Source organism: Oribacterium sp. oral taxon 108 str. F0425 (assembly GCF_000214455.1).
Lineage (GTDB): Bacteria > Bacillota > Clostridia > Lachnospirales > Lachnospiraceae > Oribacterium > Oribacterium asaccharolyticum.
Genome location: NZ_AFIH01000001.1, coordinates 820305 through 836902, shown reverse-complemented (window position 1 = coordinate 836902; position 16598 = coordinate 820305). Strand labels below are relative to the sequence as shown.

Genomic DNA, 16598 nt, shown 5'->3' with positions numbered 1-16598 from the left:
GAGCAGCGTTATCACTAACTCTCAGCAAGTGCCGGCGGGCTCAGATTCCCCCGAATTCAATGCCCGTAAAGATGTTATAACTTGTCTATTTCTTTTTATTCTACACTCTCTTTTTTAGTCTTCATCGAGCTTCAATACAGACATGAAGGCACTCTGCGGAATCTCTACGTTTCCGAACTGGCGCATCCGCTTCTTTCCTTCTTTCTGTTTTTCAAGAAGCTTCTTTTTACGGGATACGTCTCCGCCGTAGCACTTCGCAAGTACATCCTTCCGAAGCGCTTTAATTGTTTCTCTCGCCACAATATGACCGCCGATGGCTGCCTGAATCGGAATCTCAAAGAGCTGCCTCGGAATCTCATTTTTCAGCTTTTCACACATCTTCTTTCCGCGCTCGTAAGCCGAATCCGCATGAACGATAAAGGACAGTGCATCAATCTGCTGCTTGTTCACCAGAATGTCCAGCTTTACCATTTTTCCTTCCTGATAGCCTTTCAGCGTATAGTCAAAGCTTGCATATCCTTTACTCCTGGACTTTAAGGCGTCAAAGAAGTCATAGATGATTTCATTTAAGGGTAAATCATATTTCAGAAGTGCCCTTGTCTTATCAATATATTCCGTGCTCTTATACACCCCACGTCTTTCCTGACAAAGGGTCATAATCGCGCCCACAAACTCGGAGGTTACCATTACTTCCGCTTCTACAATCGGCTCTTCCATGCGAAGAATCTCCGCCGGATCCGGAAGATTGGACGGATTCGTCAGCTCTATCATCGAGCCGTCCGTTTTATAGACATGGTAAATAACGGAGGGCGCCGTCGTGACCAGGTCCAGGTCATACTCTCTTTCCAGTCTTTCCTGCACCACGTCAAGATGAAGCAGTCCAAGAAAACCGCAGCGGAAGCCGAAGCCGAGTGCCGCGGAAGTCTCCGGCTCATATTGGAGTGCCGCATCATTTAACTGCAACTTTTCCAAGGCGTCCCGTAAATCCGGATATTTCTGACTGTCGGAGGGATAAATTCCGCAGTAAACCATCGAAAGCACCTTCTTATAGCCGGGAAGGGCTTCCTTTGCAGGGTGCATAACGGACGTCACCGTGTCTCCCACTCTGGCATCCCGAATGTTCTTAATGGATGCCGTGAGATATCCTACCATTCCGCTAGAAAGCTCCTCTGCCGGAATAAACTGCCCGGGGGCAAAGGTTCCCACTTCCGTTACCGTGAATTCCGCGCCGGTTGCCATAAAGCGGATGGCATCACCTTTCTTTACACGACCTTCCTTTATGCGCATGAAAATGATAACTCCGCGGTAGCTGTCATAGAGGGAGTCAAATACCAATGCCTGAAGGGGATTCTCCGGACTCCCCTTCGGTGCCGGAAGACGATGCACCACCGCTTCCAGTACTTCTTCCACATTCAAACCGGTTTTTGCGGAAATCTGCGGTGCATCCATGGCCTCAAGACCGATTACATCCTCAATTTCATGGGCAACCAGTTCCGGGTCTGCCGAAGGGAGATCCACCTTATTAATAACGGGAATGATTTCGAGGTCATGATCCAGTGCAAGATAGGTATTGGCCAACGTCTGCGCCTGAATCCCCTGCGTTGCATCCACTACAAGAATGGCTCCGTCACAGGCCGCAAGGGCACGACTCACCTCATAGTTAAAGTCTACGTGCCCCGGTGTATCAATCAGATTAAAGATGTACTCCTTCCCGTCCTTCGCCTTATAGACGATGCGGACAGTCTGCGACTTAATCGTGATTCCGCGTTCCCGTTCGATATCCATATTGTCCAGAACCTGCGCCTGCATCTCCCGTTCCGTCAGTGTCCCGGTCTTCTCAATAATACGGTCTGCCAAAGTGGACTTCCCGTGATCAATATGCGCAATTATGCAAAAGTTCCGAATTCTGTCCTGCTGTATCTTCTCCATCGTAGCTCCTATATCCTACTCCTTAAAATGGAACAAACTGTATTCAAGAGCAGTCCTGCCTACAGGTATTTCCAAGCAAACAATCTTTCGGAACTATACCATAAGAAAAGAAACTTTTCTATATTTTCTGCCAAGCACCATCTGCGCCAAGAGTATAGCCCTGAACCTTAGTATTGAAAAGCATCTTTCCGTTCTCCGCACCGGACTTCGGATTCAAGTAGTACCACTTACCCTTCACTTCCTGCCAGCCGGTACGCATCTTACCACTTTCCGTTCCGGCTTCTTCACTAAAGTAATACCAGAAGCCATGAAGCTCTTTCCAACCAACGCTCATTTTTCCCTGCTCGCTGCCTTCCTTTTCTTCAAAATAATACCAGGCATTGTTATAGAAAAGCCAACCGGTGAACATATAGCCTTCCTGATTAAAATAGTACCACCGATTATTCAAAAGAAGCCACTGTGCCTTGGGATACGTTCCATCCGGGTTCAGAATCCACCAGCCCTTTGCGTCTCTTTGCCAGTTCACGATGGACGGCAGATTGCGGTCTGCACCTAAAACCATCGGTGTCCCGCTGTTACCGCCTGAACTGCTTCCTCCACCGGAACTACCGCCTCTACCGGAACTGCCTCCGCCATTTCCGGAATAAGAAGGAATCGGTGCTTCTCCTGAATCATCCGGCGTGTACTCCGTAAAAAGCGGGTTAACATATCGTGTACCGAGTTTCACGGAAGAGTGATTTGCTATGCTGTTCTTTCCCTTAAAACTCATCTTATCTTTATAGAAAGCGCCTATCCCGATATGCGTAACGGAGGCGGGAATCGTGATGGCATTGCTTTCTTTTAAGTCACGGAAAGCGCTTTCCCCGATACTTTCCAACCCTTCCGGTAAAGATAGATTTCCCTTGTAAGAAAGATGACGAAAAGCGGAATTCCCTATTTTCTTTAAATTTTTCGGGAAGACAAGATTGCCCTCTATCGATTTCTTAGAAAAAACAGAATCCCCTATTTCTACGATAGAATCCGGCAACACTAAACCTTTCTTAATGTAAGTGATGCCATCTAAGGCATGGGAATCCAGTGCTGTAATATTCCCTTTTAATTCCAGATGCGCTTCCCTTCCGAGAACATGTAAGAGTTTAGTCCATGAGCGAAGTTCCCCGTTTGCAGTAAGCCCCTGCATCCGTCCGCTACCTTCTATGGTAAGCGTATAGGGGCTCTTTTCTCCTGTTAATTGCCAGCTAAAATTCCCGTCGTTACGGGGTAAACGCGCCTCATCCGACACGGTAACCACTTTTTGCAACAATTGCGTCTCACTATATGGTTTGGTGATGCCTCCCGGACTTATTAAAAATGTACAATAGTAGGTGTGCCCGGGTAAAAAGGAAAATAGTCCTGTATCCCTAAAATCTAATAGATAAGAAGTAAATGTCTTATTTGTTCCGGGAACCCGCCATCCGTTTCCTCTTGGAAAAAAGGTCAGCATCAGGTCTCTCTTGAAACTTCCACTGTCATCTGTAAAGTTCTTTACCGTAACCGCTTCGCTTGGATCTTCTGTTGTATACAGATAAAAGTTTGCATATTCATTCCCTTCCGTCTCCAACTCAAAGAAACATTTATTGATTTCCGGAAGTGTATAAAAATGTACATTTTTCAAGGAAATGTTCCACTTTTTTACTTCCTGTTCTTCTTCCCCGGCAGTTTGCTGCACGGAAGTAAACGCGGGATTATACTGCTCGCTACCTTTCTCGCTCATCAATACCGAAGAATGATTGATAATCGTATTTTTCTTCCCATTTCCCTTAGACTTGTAAAATGCCTGCCTTCCGATCCTCTTCACAGAGGCAGGAATCGTGACGTCAGATAAGTTTTCCGAATGATAAAAGGCATGGTCCGGTATTTCCTTAAGGGTAGAAGGAAGACTCACCGTCTCCAGATGTTCCATGCTGCCAAAGGCTTCCACCTCGACATGCAGCTTCTCTATTCCTTCTTCTATAATGACTCTCCGAATCTTATCTCTATAGGGTTCCCACGGAGCCAGTTCAAATGCATCCGTTTCCCCTCTTCCACGTAGTGTCAGAGTCATATCATTTCCGGAGCCGCTTAAACTATACTCCATCTCCTTCCCTGCTCTTCCACTAAGAGAAGCTTTCTGTACGATAATTCGGTATTCTTGTTTTTCCTGAATGAAGTCATCTTTTACGGTTAAAAGCAATCTGGCTGTTCCTTCGTGCAAGGCCTCAATGGCGATCTCCCCATCCTCGTCATGCTTTAGGCGAATCACGGCGGGATCCGTCTCTTTCATCGCTTCACAACGCAAAACATCATACGGAAGCAGTTTATAAAGACTGATTGTGTCTCCCAACTCCACCGCTATCGTATCCGAAAAAGAATTTCCTTTCCTAACCAAAGAAACGGCAAATAAGGAAAAATGCTCTGCCGATACCTCTACTGCACTTTCCTTCTCCTCTATCTTTTCTGCCGCGAGCTTCTCTGCCGCTGCATCCACGCTGTCCAGATGAAACACGGAAATCTGCTTTTCCGCATCCTCCTGTAAAAAGGGAATATTGGAAAATTGAACCGTCGCTTCCCCTTTCGCAGTATCCGGCTGCACTTCTTCTCCTTCCTGATTGAGCACCGAGATATCAAAAATCATGCTCTGAAGAAGATTTTCCTGATTCTCCTGAAGCTTCTCTTTTACAGTGGAGTCCACTTTCTGTTCCTCAACTTTAGAGAGCTTCCTTACTCGTAAAGTCGCGCCCTTTGGAAATACCCCGGAATCAGCCTGTACCGTAACAAGCACACCGGAAAGTTCTTTTTCTGCATAAAATGCTTCTTCTGTAGTCTCAGTCTCTTGTGTAGACTCAGTCTCTTGTGTAGACTCAGTCTCTTGTGCAGACTCAGTCCCTTGTGTAGACTCAGTCTCTCGCATGGATTCGCTCTCCTGTGCGGGCTCTGCTTCCCATTTGGATTCGCTCCCTTGTGCGGCATAATCTATCCCTTCAGACAATATCGTCTCTCCTGCCAAAGTCGTTGCAGAAGCCACGGTAGAACAGATGTAAGATACTGCCAGAAGGAATGCCAATGCTGTTTTTATGCTTTTTCTCATCTCTCTCCTCACCTATACTGCATAACTAATTTGATATGTCGTTTAGATTAGCGTAACATAATTATTAATTTTGAACAAGTTTTTATGACATTTAATTATTTTCGTTTTTTCTTTCTACCTGTAAAAAGCCTTAACTTCTTGACAGAAGCAGGCATTTCCGTTATTATCTCCGTGTATGTTTTCAAACTGTCCGTGTCCAGGTATTTGAAAGCAAGCTTTTGATGATAACTCAACGCATATAAAATAAGGGTTTCATAAAGTCGGATTTCCGCGGCTGGAAGATTTTATGGAAAGAAAGGTGTAAAAATGGCAAATATCAAATCTGCAAAGAAGAGAATCCAGGTTGCAGCACAGAGAAACGAGAGAAACAAGGCTATCCGTTCCGAGGTTAAAACCTATATGAAGAAGGTTTTCGTAGCTTGTGAAAACGGAGACAAGGAAACAGCGAATACAATGCTTGTAAAGGCACAGAAGAAGATTGCTATGGCTCGCAGCAAGGGTGTATACAAGGCAAACAACGCTTCCCGTAAGACTGCTCAGCTTTACAACGCAATTAATAAGATGGCTTAATCCTGTTTTTAACGGCATAAAGCACAGAATAAAATACTTTAAACGAGATATCGCACACTTTGCGAACGATACTCGTTATGAACAAGATGTCTCAGGCTTCGCCTGCACCACTTGTTAAGAATTGAGATTTCAAAACTCTCTCTACGGAGGGAGTTTTTTCTTGTCTTTTTTTACAGCTTGCACTATGATTGGATAAAGAATTTATTCTCTTTCATGATTTCTCTTGTATCCTTTTAGAATTTCAATCCTATAGCAGGTTCATTTTCCCTTTTTAACGATTTCATTCTTCAGTAATTTCCATTCTTTAATAATTTCCATTCTTTAGTAATTTCCATTCTTTAGCAATTTCCACTCTTCAGTAATTTCCATTCCATATTCTTTCTTTTCTCAAAGGAGTCTTCCATGTTTACTGCCCGCCCCTTATTTTCCCTCGCCTTATCCGTTCTATTCGGGGAATTACTCCTCTGCCCCGAAATTCCGCTCTCCCTTCGCTTTATCCTTCTACTTGCTTATCTTTTTTACCTTAAGCTAATCCTACAAAAGAAAAAACAAACTATACTGCTTCTCTCCCTTTTCCTATTCTTCTTTTCATCCCTCCATTTTCAGCTTGTACTTTCCCGTTTTGAACGGCAGCAAAGAGCAATTGAACAGCTTCTCCCTTTTCGATGTGCACTGAAAGGTACGATTTCTTATATTTCGGAAAATGAGAAAAACTACAAAATTTCTCTGGAAAATTGTCTTTTAGACAGCTCTTTTGGAGCGATACCGAAAAATTTAAACGAGGAACAATCCAAAAAGTGGAAGGCGCGGAATCATCTTCCCTTTCAAAAGATACAAGTTTACCTCAAAAAATCGGAAACTGCCGAAGGAAAAGGAGAGGCAAAGGATGATATTGCGGCGAAGCCCCCCTTCTATCCGGGAGAGACTATCCTTCTTCATGGAAAATGTTTAGAAATCCATTCCGCCATGAATGAGGGAGAATTTTCTTTTTTGCAATATGCAAAAGGAGAGGGAATCGAAGCCATTTTCCTGGCAGAAAGCAGCAAGACGATTGCTTCCGATTCTTCTCCTTTTTTAAAGCTTCTCTATGAAATTCGGTGGCGAATATCGAAAGATCTGGAACATCTCTATCCCGATCCGGAGTCTACAGACCGCTCTTCTGTTTCTTCACCTATGAACAAAAGCGCCTTTCTAAAGAGTCTCCTTCTCGGCGAAAAAAGCACTCTTCCGGAAGAGGAACGAAACCTCTATCAGGAAGCAGGTATCGGTCACATCCTCGCCGTCTCCGGATTACACCTGTCTCTGGTCGGTGGCGCCTGTTTTTCTTTACTTCGTTTTTCAGGCATGGAAATCAGCAGCGCTTCTCTTCTATCCTCTTTCTTCATTTTATCCTACGCTCTCTTTACCGGAGCATCCGGTTCCACCCTTCGTGCTGCAATTATGCTTTTTATTTCCCTCTTCGGAAAATGCATTGGAAGAGGACAGGATAGAATATCTTCCCTCTCTCTGGCAATCTTCCTGCTCTTATCCTTTCATCCTCTCTATCTCTACTCCTCGGGATTTCAATGTTCCTTTTTTACCTTGTTTCTTCTCCTTTTACTTTCCGAGAGAGAGGGAAAAGAGGAGAGAAAATTACTCTCCAAAAAATGGGAAAAGGCAGTGAAAAAAAGGAAATTTCAATCCCTCATCCTCCTTCTTCCAAGTAAATGCTTTGAGGCCTCCAAAGCGCTTTTCCTTTTTTACCTCGGCTTATTCCCTATTTTTGCTATTTTACAATATTCTTTTCCCACCTTTGCACCTCTTTTAAACCTGCTCCTTCTCCCCCTTCTACCTTTCTTTTTTCTGCTGGGCTTTCTATCCGTTCTTTTTCTTCATCTCCCCTTCGTTTCTTTTCTTTCCGGCTTCTTTGCTCATGTCCTCTCTGTTCTTCTTACCTTTTTTCACCGCCTCATAGAAATCAGCTTGCAACTGCCTTATTCCTCGATTCTATTGGGAAAAATGAAGCTCTCCTCTCTCTTCTTCTACCTCTTTTTTTATTATGTTCTATTTTTATTCCCCTTCAAGCGTCGGTTGAAATTCTTTCGAATTACAGCTTGTTCTCATAGAACAAACAATCCCATCCCCTTTTTCATCATTTTGGATTTTCCGATTTTTAAAAAGAATCTTAGGAAAATCCGGATTCTGTCTTACCTTCTATTTCTCCTATCGGTTCCGTTTTTTCTCCCTATTCCTTCCCGAAAACTCGAAATTACGGCACTTTATGTCGGACAGGGAGATGGATTTCTCATTCAAAAAGGAAACTTCGTTTTCACAATAGATAATGGTTCTTCCTCCGATAAGCAATTTGGAAAAAACACCCTGATTCCTTACTGCAAGGCAAAGCGTATTCGTCGCATCCGCTATGCTCTGATTACGCATTCCGATATCGACCATACAAGCGGTATTCAACGAATTTTGGAAGAAAATCCCGCCTCTACTGCTACAAATTTTTTTATTCGGAAAATCGACTCCATATTGAAAATCTGATCCTCCCGATTCAGGCACGGGAAGATCATCGCTATGATATTCTTAAACGACTCGCCTTACGTCATGGCGCAAAGCTTCTCTACTGGAAGAATGGAGATGTATACTCGGAAGATTCGTCTCCAAGCAAGTTTCTACCGGCTATGCATAGCCTAGATGTTATGAACCATAAAGCAGAGGAAAAAACAAGTCTTTCCCTTCACTGCTATTATCCGGTCAGCGACTGCCCTATGGAGGAAGCCAATGCGCATTCCATTGGATGTATTCTTCGCTATGGGAATTTTTCGATGGTCTTTACCGGCGACATGCCGGCGGAAGCGGAAAAAGAAATGCTTTATGCCATCAAAAAGGAGGGGCAAAGCCCCTCCGTCGATATTGTAAAGCTGGCGCATCACGGCTCCAAAACTTCCTCTTCTCCGCTCTTTCTTTCGGAAACAAAAGGAAAGTTTGCTCTCTTTTCTTATGGCAAAAAGAATCGTTACGGACATCCCCATAAAATCACTTTGGAAAAATGCAATTCTTTCGGACTTATCCCATTGGAAACCGCAAAACTGGGTGAGATTCTGATCCGAACAGATGGAGAAGACTATCAAATCATTACCCCCTGCACTCCACCATAGTCCGAGCCTAAAACTCCGCCTTTTCTCTTGCTATTTACTCTTGCTCTTTTTCTATTCGTCTTTCCCCTTAGTCTTTCTCTTTGTCTTTTCTCTTAGTCCAGGAGTTCCTTCGGTCTCTTAATGACTGCGGCACCTAGGCCATTTTCTCCGATGTGACAAGAAATCAAGAGGGAAAGGGGATTGACAACAATTTCCGGATCATAGCGGTTCGGGAATTCCGCCATCAACTGTTCTTTGAAATTCTCCGCCTGCTCCCTATTATCCGTATACGCTACTGCAATACAGCTCTGCCTCGCTTCCGGATCATCCAGACGGCTAAGAGTTTGATGCAACCCTTCCATAATCGCTTCTCGAACCTGTCGCTCCGTCCTGACCTTCTTATAAGAATCCAGCTTCCCGCCTTCATTGATGGCAAGCACGGGTTTTATCTGCAGCAAGGTTCCGATTGCCGCCGCCACAGGAGTAATCCTTCCTCCGCATTTTAAATAGCTTAAGTTCTGTACCCCTATGTAAATTCCGTTTTCTCCGGGTGCACGATTCAAAATATCTCGAATCTGCTGTCCGTTATAGCCTTTTTCCCCGAGCATTTTCGCAAAAACACAGTGCATCCGTTGGGTTACAGAAACTCCCCTGCTGTCCGGCACATATACCCTTCCAAGATACGGTTCATCTTGAGAAAGCATAATTGCCGTCTGGGTAGAACCAGATAAGCCGGAACTGAGCGGAATATGCACTACTTCTTCATTTTCCTCCAGTAACCTGTCCCACGCTTCCAACACACTCTTCATGGCAGGTTGAGAAGTTGAAACCGATTCTCCGGAAAGAAGTCTTTTAAAAAACTCCTCGCGACTCATATTGATGTCTTCAAAATACTCTTCTTCCCCCATCCTAAAGGGCATAGGAACTACCGTAATTCCTAAGCGCTTTCCCTCTTCCGGGGTAATACCCGAACCCGAGTCGGTGCAGATTCCGATCTTCATGCCTACTCCTCTCTACTGCCCAAAGGAAGATATTTTCCTCCCCTGCTTTCCCACTACTTAAAACTACCCGACTTATTTCTCTAAAAGACTTTTTCCTGTCATTTCCTTAGGCTGGGGAATCCCCATGAGTTCCAAAAGAGTCGGTGCAACATCCGCAAGACATCCGCCTTCTCTTAACTTATGTTTCTCTTCACTCACCAGAATAAAAGGCACGGGATTCGTCGTATGTGCCGTATAGGGTTCTCCGGTCTTTTCGTCAATCATGATATCCGCATTGCCGTGATCCGCTAAAATAAAGAGATTCCCATGCATGGACTCTACCGCATCAACTACCTTTCCCATGCATTCATCCACTACTTCAATCGCCTTAATTGCCGCGGAAAGAACGCCGGTATGCCCCACCATGTCGGGATTGGCAAAATTAGCCACCACCAAATCATATTTTCCGGACCGGATTGCTTCAGTCAGCTTTTCCGTAACCGTATAGCAACTCATTTCCGGCTTTAAATCGTAGGTCGGAACTTCCTTCGGAGAGGGAACCAGAATTCGGTCTTCATTTTCATAAGGTTCCTCCTTTCCTCCGTTAAAGAAGAAGGTAACGTGCGCATATTTCTCTGTCTCCGCAATACGAAGTTGATTCTTTCCCAAGTTCGAAACCACTTCTCCCAAGGTATTGTGAATCTCTTCTTTTTCAAAAGCGACACGCTTGTTCGGAATCGTCGGATCATAGTCTGTAAAGCAGACAAAGAATACCTTCTTTCTCGGTCCTCTATTAAAGAAGTTGAACTCATCGTCACAGAAGGCATGGCAGATTTCTCTTGCTCTATCGGGACGGAAATTAAAGAAAATCATCGCATCGCCGTCGGAAACGGTATGCACTGCCCCGTCCTTTTCAATCACCGTCGGAAGTACAAATTCATCATATACCTTCTTCTCGTAAGAAGCATCTATCGCCTCTTCTACGGAAGAAGCCTTCTCTCCCGTGCCGTCTACCATGGCACGGTAAGCCTTCTCCACTCTGTCATAGTTCTTATCTCTATCCATGGCATAGTATCTGCCGGAAATCGTGGCTATCTCTCCGACACCGAGCTCCCGCATCTTCTTTTCCACATCCATCAGGAAGGATTTTCCGGAATCGGGAGGGGTATCTCTACCATCCAGGAAAGCATGCAGGTAGACCTTCTTTAAGCCTTCCCTTTTTGCAAGCTCCAAAAGCCCGTAAATATGCCCAATGTGAGAATGTACTCCGCCACTGGAAACCAGCCCCATAAAGTGCAATGCGGAGTTCTCTTTCTTGCAATGCTCTACAGCCTCTTTTAAGGCCTTATTTTCAAAAAAATCCCCATCCTCTATTGCCTTCGTGATTCTTGTTAATTCCTGGTATACAATCCTGCCGGCACCCATGTTCATATGGCCGACTTCGGAGTTTCCCATCTGCCCGTCCGGAAGTCCCACAAAAAGACCGGAAGCCTGTCCCTCCACATAAGGAAATTCTTTTTTCAGCTTGTCCATAACCGGGGTGTTTGCAAGGGCAATGGCATTCCCGTCCTTCTCTTTTCTTTCTCCGTATCCATCCAGAATCAGTAATACAGTCGGTTTCTTCATCTATATCTCTCCTCCTCTACTCAGGTAAAACTACTATAACAAAACAAGGCGTAAAACCCTTCAAAAAGTCTATCCCAAACTCATGAATACGTCAATTCTTCGGAGTATAATTTGTTAAATGAATTATTGTATGCTAACGCAGGACACTCTTAACGAACAAAATATTGTATGCTAATGCATAACACTTTTTTTAAATGAGATACCGCACCTGTACGCACAATACTTGTTAAGAAAAAAATACTGCATTGCAGAAATCCGCAATGCAGCATCTTCTATTTTGACAGTCATGCATATGGCATGCCGTTTCACCCGTAAAGGACTCTTCCGGCAGAACCATTGGCATTCCATTTTAATAATTATCCGCTTTTCTTTCGAAGTAAGCCTTCGGATGATTACAGCAAGGACAAACCTCCGGTGCTTCCTCTCCCTCATAAATGAATCCGCAGTTTCTGCAATGCCAAAGTGTCTGCTTCTCTTCTTTGAAGGTCGTATTGTCTAAAACTCTCTGCAGAAGCTCCTGGAAACGGGCATCATGCTCCTTCTCAACCTGTCCTACCAAACGGAACTTTGCCGCAAGCTCCTTAAAGCCTTCCTTTTCCGCTACTTCCGCGAAATTCTTATACATCTCGGTCCACTCATAGTGTTCCCCTTCCGATGCCGCTTTTAAGTTTTCCGCAGTGTTGCCGATTCCGCCACCAAGTCCTGCAAGTTCTTTAAACCACATCTTTCCATGATATTCTTCATTTGCGGCAGTTTCTTCCAAAATAGCCGCAATCTGCTGATACCCGTCCTTCTTTGCCTGAGAAGCGTAGTAAGTATACTTCGCTCTTGCCTGAGATTCTCCCGCAAACGCTGTCCATAAATTCTTTTCCGTTTCTGTACCCTTGTAGTTTGCCATAAGTTAATCCTCCTCTACAACTAAGCTGTATCCGGTATCGCGGAACAGTAGCTATAACGAAATGCTGCAAAAAGAACTTAGCAACACTCGTCAAGAAACAAATCCTATCAACAGAAATTCTATCCTGTCTAAATGAATGATAGGCCGAATATTTCACAATCGGCACATCTCTTAAAGTAGAAATAGAGGAAGCATTCTTCCTCTATTTCCACAGAACCAACCTTGATGTCGACAGTACTATTTTATGAAATAGAAACTATAAAATCAAGTTATTATTTGTTGAAGTATCTCTTTAACAGACCGTAGAAAGCCTTACCGTGTCTAGCCTCATCTCTGGCCATCTCATGCACTGTATCATGAATAGCGTCCAAATCAAGAGCCTTTGCTCTCTTAGCAAGGTCTACCTTACCTGCAGTAGCACCGTTCTCCGCCTTTACACGAGCCTCCAAGTTTTCCTTAGTGGATGCGGAAACAACCTCGCCCAGAAGTTCAGCGAAACGGGAAGCGTGATCTGCCTCCTCAAAAGCTGCCTGTCTGTAGTAATCACCAACTTCGGGATATCCCTCTCTATAAGCTGCTCTACTCATAGCAAGGTACATACCAACTTCACAGCACTCGCCTTCGAAGTTTGCTCTTAAATCCTTCTTAATATCTTCCGGAACGTCCTTTGCAACACCGATTACATGCTCTGCTGCCCATGTAAGCTCTCCGCTCTGCTCTACAAACTTATCGGAACCAGCCTTACAAACCGGACACTGTGCCGGAGCAGCTTCGCCCTCAAATACATAACCACATACTGAACAAACCCAAGTCTTCATAATCTTCTCCTTTTCTGCCTTTCGGCTCACTCAACTGAATGTCGACCCTGTATCGACACTTGCTCTAAGCAAAATCACTGTTTTACACAGTGTGCTCCTTTACCTCTACTCCCGTGGTAAGTTTAGCGCCCTCCAAAGCCCTACACTCATCACAGATTCCTCGGAATACCAAGTCATGCCCTGTAACCGTTCCTCGGATATACTGCTCCGCATCGGAATCCAACGCTTCCGCAACTTTCATAGGAACATCGTACACCCTTCCACATTTCTCGCATACAAAATGGTAGTGTGTCTGCACAGTCGGATCAAAGCGATCCGCTCCCGAGACGAAAGTCAATCTCCGGATTTCTCCCAGTTCGGATAAAAGCTTCAAGTTACGGTATACGGTTGCCAAGCTAATGCTTGGATCCTTTGTCCTTAGTTCTGCAAAAATCGTATCAGCCGTGGGATGATCCTTATGCTCACGAATCTGATCCAAGACTTCTGCTCGCTGTCTGGAATAGTTCATCGACCTTCCTTTCTATCTAGCTTTGTTCTAAGTTAGTTACTTAAAACAAAATTGATAATCACTATCAACATTGGATACTATAATTATCTTTATTATTTTTGTCAAGACTTTTTTAAATTATTTTTATTTTTTCTTCCCTGTGCTATAGTATACAGGCAATTAGCGGATAGTTTCGTCTTGAGAAAGGGTTTGACATGGGACAGATACAAATTGAAAAAACAAATATTGAGGGTCTGTGCATTATTACACCTACTGTACATAAGGACAGTCGCGGCTATTTTATGGAAAGCTACAATGAAAGAGATTTTCAAGAGTCCGGCCTGGACCTCCGCTTCGTACAGGATAACCAGAGCATGTCTCAAAAGGGTGTTTTGCGCGGTCTGCATTTTCAAAAGCAATATCCTCAGGGCAAATTGGTTCGTGTCCTTAAGGGACGCGTTTATGATGTAGCTGTAGACCTGAGAAAACACAGTGCTACCTTCGGCAAGCATTTCGGTATCATTTTAACGGAAGAAAACAAGAAGATGTTTTATATTCCGGAGGGCTTTGCCCATGGCTTCCTGGTCCTTTCCGATACAGCGGAGTTTGCTTATAAGGTAACCGACTTCTATCATCCGGGTGACGAGGGCGGACTCGCATGGAATGATCCGGAAATCGCTATCGCATGGCCGGAACTTAAAGGAGACTACAAGGGAAATGCCGGAAGCGCCGGATATACCATGGAAGACGGTAGTCCTCTTCTTCTTTCCGAGAAAGATGAACTCTGGCTTCCTCTGAAAGAAAGCTTCACCTTTTAAAATGCAAGGCAATTTAAGAAAGCTGCATTATACAATTGATAAAAGCTTCCACGGGAAAACCGTAGAAGCTTTTTTACGTGCCGAAGGCTACACAAAAAGCCTTATTACCGGCCTCAAAAAAATCGACTATGAAGAAGGCGGAAAAAAGCATTACGGAATCGAAAAAAACGGCAAATGGGCCTTTACCATTGATAAGCTGGAAGAAGGCGACCAACTTGACATTTCCGTTATAGAGACAGGAAGCGAAGTCTCTGCGCCCGCTTTTCCGCTCCCGCTGGATATTGTTTATGAGGATGAAGACATCTTACTGCTCAACAAACCGGCTTTTCTGCCCTCCCATCCTTCTCCGGGACACTATGAGAAAACGCTTGCCGGTGCCATTACCCATTATTATATAGAAGAAAAAAAGCAAGCATCGTTTGTCTGTCGCATGGTTCACCGTTTGGATCTGGACACAAGCGGTCTGCTTCTTGTGGCTAAGAATCTGTATTCCTCTTCCTTTTTAAATGAAGAAATGCGAGCCGGAAGAATAAGAAGAACCTATGCGGCACTCTGCAAAGGAAATCCTCTGTCCGCCTTTCCCGATAAGAATCTTCCGGAAGGAGACACCGGAGAAAAAAGTAGCTTTCTCCCCGGACTTACTCGGGTTGGAACGTTTCTCCGAATCGAGGCTCCCATTGAACGGATTGAAAGAGGAAAAATGCGAAGAAAAGTGGACTTCGAGTCCGGACAGGATGCCGTCACCAATATTCTTTCCGTAAAATACAATCCGGATAGAAATTTTTCCTTACTGCAATTAGAACTTGAGACCGGAAGAACTCATCAAATCAGAGTGCATCTTTCCTATGTTGGATGCCCGCTTCTCGGAGACAGCCTCTACGGAGAAGCCTTGTCAAATGAGATAGCGCACGCTCTACCCACGAAACTCGTCAAGAATAAAAACAATGTCGGGGATGCTTTTACAAATGCGCTCCATAGACAGGCTCTGCACTCTCAATCCATCTCTTTTTTTCATCCCGAAAGCCGAAAAGAAATGCATTTTGAAATCCCGCTTCCAAAAGACATGGCTGACTTTCTGGCAGAAAAGGAGTAAAATCTTGACGCCCGAAAAACTATCTTTTTCCGCAGAGAATCAGTTCTTTTTCCGTTAGCACATAGTCCATGAAAATATCCTGTCTTCCCATGGGAATCTTGGAAAATAGCAGGGAATCAAAACAGAGACACAACTTCTTTCCTACAGCCCCCTCTAAAAAACGATCATAATAACCGGCGCCGTGTCCAAGTCTTCCCCCTCTTCTATCCGTTGCAAGGCAGGGTATCAACATAAGCGAAAAGTCTTTTCTATCCGTCCCTTTTATTTCTTTCTTCGGCTCTAAAATTCCCATAGTTCCCTTTTTCAAATCATCCCATGCATGAATTTCTACCGCCTCCATGATTCTTTCTTTTCCCGGGAGACAGCGAGGAACATATACGCTTTTCCCGCTGCTGAAGGCTGTCGACAAGATTTCCCCGGTGCTCGGCTCATTGTCCATACTGACATAACAAAAAATACTTTCAGCCGATTGAAAATAGGGAAAAAGAAGAAGACGAGTTTGCATTTCCACATTAGCCTTTTCCATCTCTTCTCCGGTAAAATGTGCTCTTAATTCTTTTACCTGTTCACGCAATACCTTCTTTTCTTCTTTAATTTTAAAAACGGAAAACATCCGGTCCTCCTCCAAAAATGCAAAGATGTTGTCTGATTATAGCATAAATTTCTATTTCCTTTACTCTGAAATATCTTTCTATTTTTTAGAAAAAAACAATTAAAATTAAAAATAATATTTTTTATTTTTCTATTTACAAAAGAAATTTCTTATGCTATAGTACAGACAAGCAAAGAAAAAAGCGATGCGAAGAGCCTCTTCTCTGAAGAGGAAGGAGAAAGGCTCAGCAAAGTGCAAGCGGAAGGCTTGCGAACGATAATAGGAAAGAGAGGTACAGTCCAATGGAACCAAAACAGTACTTCTTTTTGGAGAAAAACCTGAGATAAAGAAAAACGAATTTATTGCGTAGCTGAGTGCTATCGGTTTGTAGAAGGCTTTCTTCTTATTTTTCAAAGACAAAGGGAAATCTCCAAAAAGAAAAAAGGATACCCCATCAACCATTTGTATTTTAGAAAATATATGGTGCGAGTCCATTTTAAAATATAAAAAGGCTGAAATATAAAAGGTGGTACAAACCAATGGCTACAGAATAACAATT

13 protein-coding genes are annotated in these 16598 nt (G+C 43.9%); 5 read left to right on the top strand and 8 right to left on the bottom strand.

Features of this window, described 5'->3' with window-relative positions:
• Nucleotides 1-114 precede the first annotated feature (114 nt).
• Together lepA and HMPREF9124_RS04100 are read right to left on the bottom strand one after the other, a co-directional pair.
• Nucleotides 115-1929 (bottom strand): translation elongation factor 4, encoded by a 1815-nt coding sequence (gene lepA, locus HMPREF9124_RS04105; protein WP_009429924.1) that lies wholly within the window; start codon nt 1927-1929, stop codon nt 115-117.
• 118 nt (nt 1930-2047) lie between these two features.
• Nucleotides 2048-5035: a leucine-rich repeat protein gene (locus HMPREF9124_RS04100; protein ID WP_009428068.1), complete on the bottom strand. Its 2988-nt coding sequence runs from the start codon at nt 5033-5035 to the stop codon at nt 2048-2050.
• A gap of 306 nt (nt 5036-5341) precedes the next feature.
• Here HMPREF9124_RS04100 and rpsT point away from each other — a divergent pair, with 306 nt between their 5' ends.
• The 3 genes from rpsT (at nt 5342) to HMPREF9124_RS12220 (ending at nt 8748) form a co-directional block, all read left to right on the top strand.
• A complete protein-coding gene (gene rpsT, locus HMPREF9124_RS04095) occupies nt 5342-5605 on the top strand; it encodes a 30S ribosomal protein S20 (protein ID WP_009429422.1) in 264 nt (87 codons plus the stop codon).
• Nucleotides 5606-6007: 402 nt separating this feature from the next.
• Nucleotides 6008-8131 carry a ComEC/Rec2 family competence protein gene (locus tag HMPREF9124_RS04090; protein ID WP_009427827.1) on the top strand — a complete coding sequence of 708 codons (2124 nt, stop codon included), beginning with the start codon at nt 6008-6010 and terminating at the stop codon, nt 8129-8131.
• Between the two features lie 140 nt (nt 8132-8271).
• Complete coding sequence (locus tag HMPREF9124_RS12220; RefSeq protein ID WP_242821553.1) at nt 8272-8748, top strand: ComEC/Rec2 family competence protein; 477 nt, start codon at nt 8272-8274, stop codon at nt 8746-8748.
• A gap of 92 nt (nt 8749-8840) precedes the next feature.
• Here the strand turns inward: HMPREF9124_RS12220 and HMPREF9124_RS04085 are convergent, their stop codons facing one another.
• From HMPREF9124_RS04085 to HMPREF9124_RS04065, 5 genes are all read right to left on the bottom strand, one after another.
• Nucleotides 8841-9728: a DegV family protein gene (locus tag HMPREF9124_RS04085; protein WP_009429232.1), complete on the bottom strand. Its 888-nt coding sequence runs from the start codon at nt 9726-9728 to the stop codon at nt 8841-8843.
• Between the two features lie 72 nt (nt 9729-9800).
• The gene (gpmI, locus tag HMPREF9124_RS04080) at nt 9801-11333 is read right to left on the bottom strand and encodes a 2,3-bisphosphoglycerate-independent phosphoglycerate mutase (RefSeq protein WP_009429783.1); all 1533 of its coding nucleotides are present in this window, start codon (nt 11331-11333) and stop codon (nt 9801-9803) included.
• A gap of 349 nt (nt 11334-11682) precedes the next feature.
• Nucleotides 11683-12231, bottom strand: coding sequence for a rubrerythrin (gene rbr / locus HMPREF9124_RS04075; protein ID WP_009428683.1), 549 nt, complete (start codon nt 12229-12231; stop codon nt 11683-11685).
• Between the two features lie 272 nt (nt 12232-12503).
• The gene (locus HMPREF9124_RS04070; protein WP_009428022.1) at nt 12504-13049 is read right to left on the bottom strand and encodes an NADH peroxidase; all 546 of its coding nucleotides are present in this window, start codon (nt 13047-13049) and stop codon (nt 12504-12506) included.
• 82 nt (nt 13050-13131) lie between these two features.
• Nucleotides 13132-13557, bottom strand: a complete 426-nt coding sequence (locus HMPREF9124_RS04065; RefSeq protein ID WP_009428529.1) for a Fur family transcriptional regulator — start codon at nt 13555-13557, stop codon at nt 13132-13134.
• A 194-nt stretch (nt 13558-13751) separates the two neighbouring features.
• Here HMPREF9124_RS04065 and rfbC point away from each other — a divergent pair, with 194 nt between their 5' ends.
• Together rfbC and HMPREF9124_RS04055 are read left to right on the top strand one after the other, a co-directional pair.
• Entirely contained in the window at nt 13752-14354 is a 603-nt protein-coding gene (gene rfbC / locus HMPREF9124_RS04060; protein WP_009427830.1) for a dTDP-4-dehydrorhamnose 3,5-epimerase, read from the top strand.
• A gap of 1 nt (nt 14355) precedes the next feature.
• Nucleotides 14356-15447 (top strand): RluA family pseudouridine synthase, encoded by a 1092-nt coding sequence (locus HMPREF9124_RS04055; protein WP_009428257.1) that lies wholly within the window; start codon nt 14356-14358, stop codon nt 15445-15447.
• 19 nt (nt 15448-15466) lie between these two features.
• Here HMPREF9124_RS04055 and HMPREF9124_RS04050 read toward each other — a convergent pair whose 3' ends face one another.
• Complete coding sequence (locus HMPREF9124_RS04050) at nt 15467-16060, bottom strand: 5-formyltetrahydrofolate cyclo-ligase (protein WP_009429433.1); 594 nt, start codon at nt 16058-16060, stop codon at nt 15467-15469.
• Nucleotides 16061-16598: the final 538 nt, after the last annotated feature.

What these genes read in the sequence shown, in the direction of transcription:
- HMPREF9124_RS04090 (WP_009427827.1), top strand. Translation starts at nt 6,008, where the DNA reads ATGTTTACTGCCCGCCCCTTATTTTCCCTCGCCTTATCCGTTCTATTC.
- HMPREF9124_RS04050 (WP_009429433.1), bottom strand. Translation starts at nt 16,060, where the DNA reads ATGTTTTCCGTTTTTAAAATTAAAGAAGAAAAGAAGGTATTGCGTGAA.
- HMPREF9124_RS04065 (WP_009428529.1), bottom strand. Translation starts at nt 13,557, where the DNA reads ATGAACTATTCCAGACAGCGAGCAGAAGTCTTGGATCAGATTCGTGAG.
- HMPREF9124_RS12220 (WP_242821553.1), top strand. Translation starts at nt 8,272, where the DNA reads ATGCATAGCCTAGATGTTATGAACCATAAAGCAGAGGAAAAAACAAGT.
- HMPREF9124_RS04085 (WP_009429232.1), bottom strand. Translation starts at nt 9,728, where the DNA reads ATGAAGATCGGAATCTGCACCGACTCGGGTTCGGGTATTACCCCGGAA.
- HMPREF9124_RS04070 (WP_009428022.1), bottom strand. Translation starts at nt 13,049, where the DNA reads ATGAAGACTTGGGTTTGTTCAGTATGTGGTTATGTATTTGAGGGCGAA.
- rbr (WP_009428683.1), bottom strand. Translation starts at nt 12,231, where the DNA reads ATGGCAAACTACAAGGGTACAGAAACGGAAAAGAATTTATGGACAGCG.
- HMPREF9124_RS04055 (WP_009428257.1), top strand. Translation starts at nt 14,356, where the DNA reads ATGCAAGGCAATTTAAGAAAGCTGCATTATACAATTGATAAAAGCTTC.
- rfbC (WP_009427830.1), top strand. Translation starts at nt 13,752, where the DNA reads ATGGGACAGATACAAATTGAAAAAACAAATATTGAGGGTCTGTGCATT.
- HMPREF9124_RS04100 (WP_009428068.1), bottom strand. Translation starts at nt 5,035, where the DNA reads ATGAGAAAAAGCATAAAAACAGCATTGGCATTCCTTCTGGCAGTATCT.
- rpsT (WP_009429422.1), top strand. Translation starts at nt 5,342, where the DNA reads ATGGCAAATATCAAATCTGCAAAGAAGAGAATCCAGGTTGCAGCACAG.
- gpmI (WP_009429783.1), bottom strand. Translation starts at nt 11,333, where the DNA reads ATGAAGAAACCGACTGTATTACTGATTCTGGATGGATACGGAGAAAGA.
- lepA (WP_009429924.1), bottom strand. Translation starts at nt 1,929, where the DNA reads ATGGAGAAGATACAGCAGGACAGAATTCGGAACTTTTGCATAATTGCG.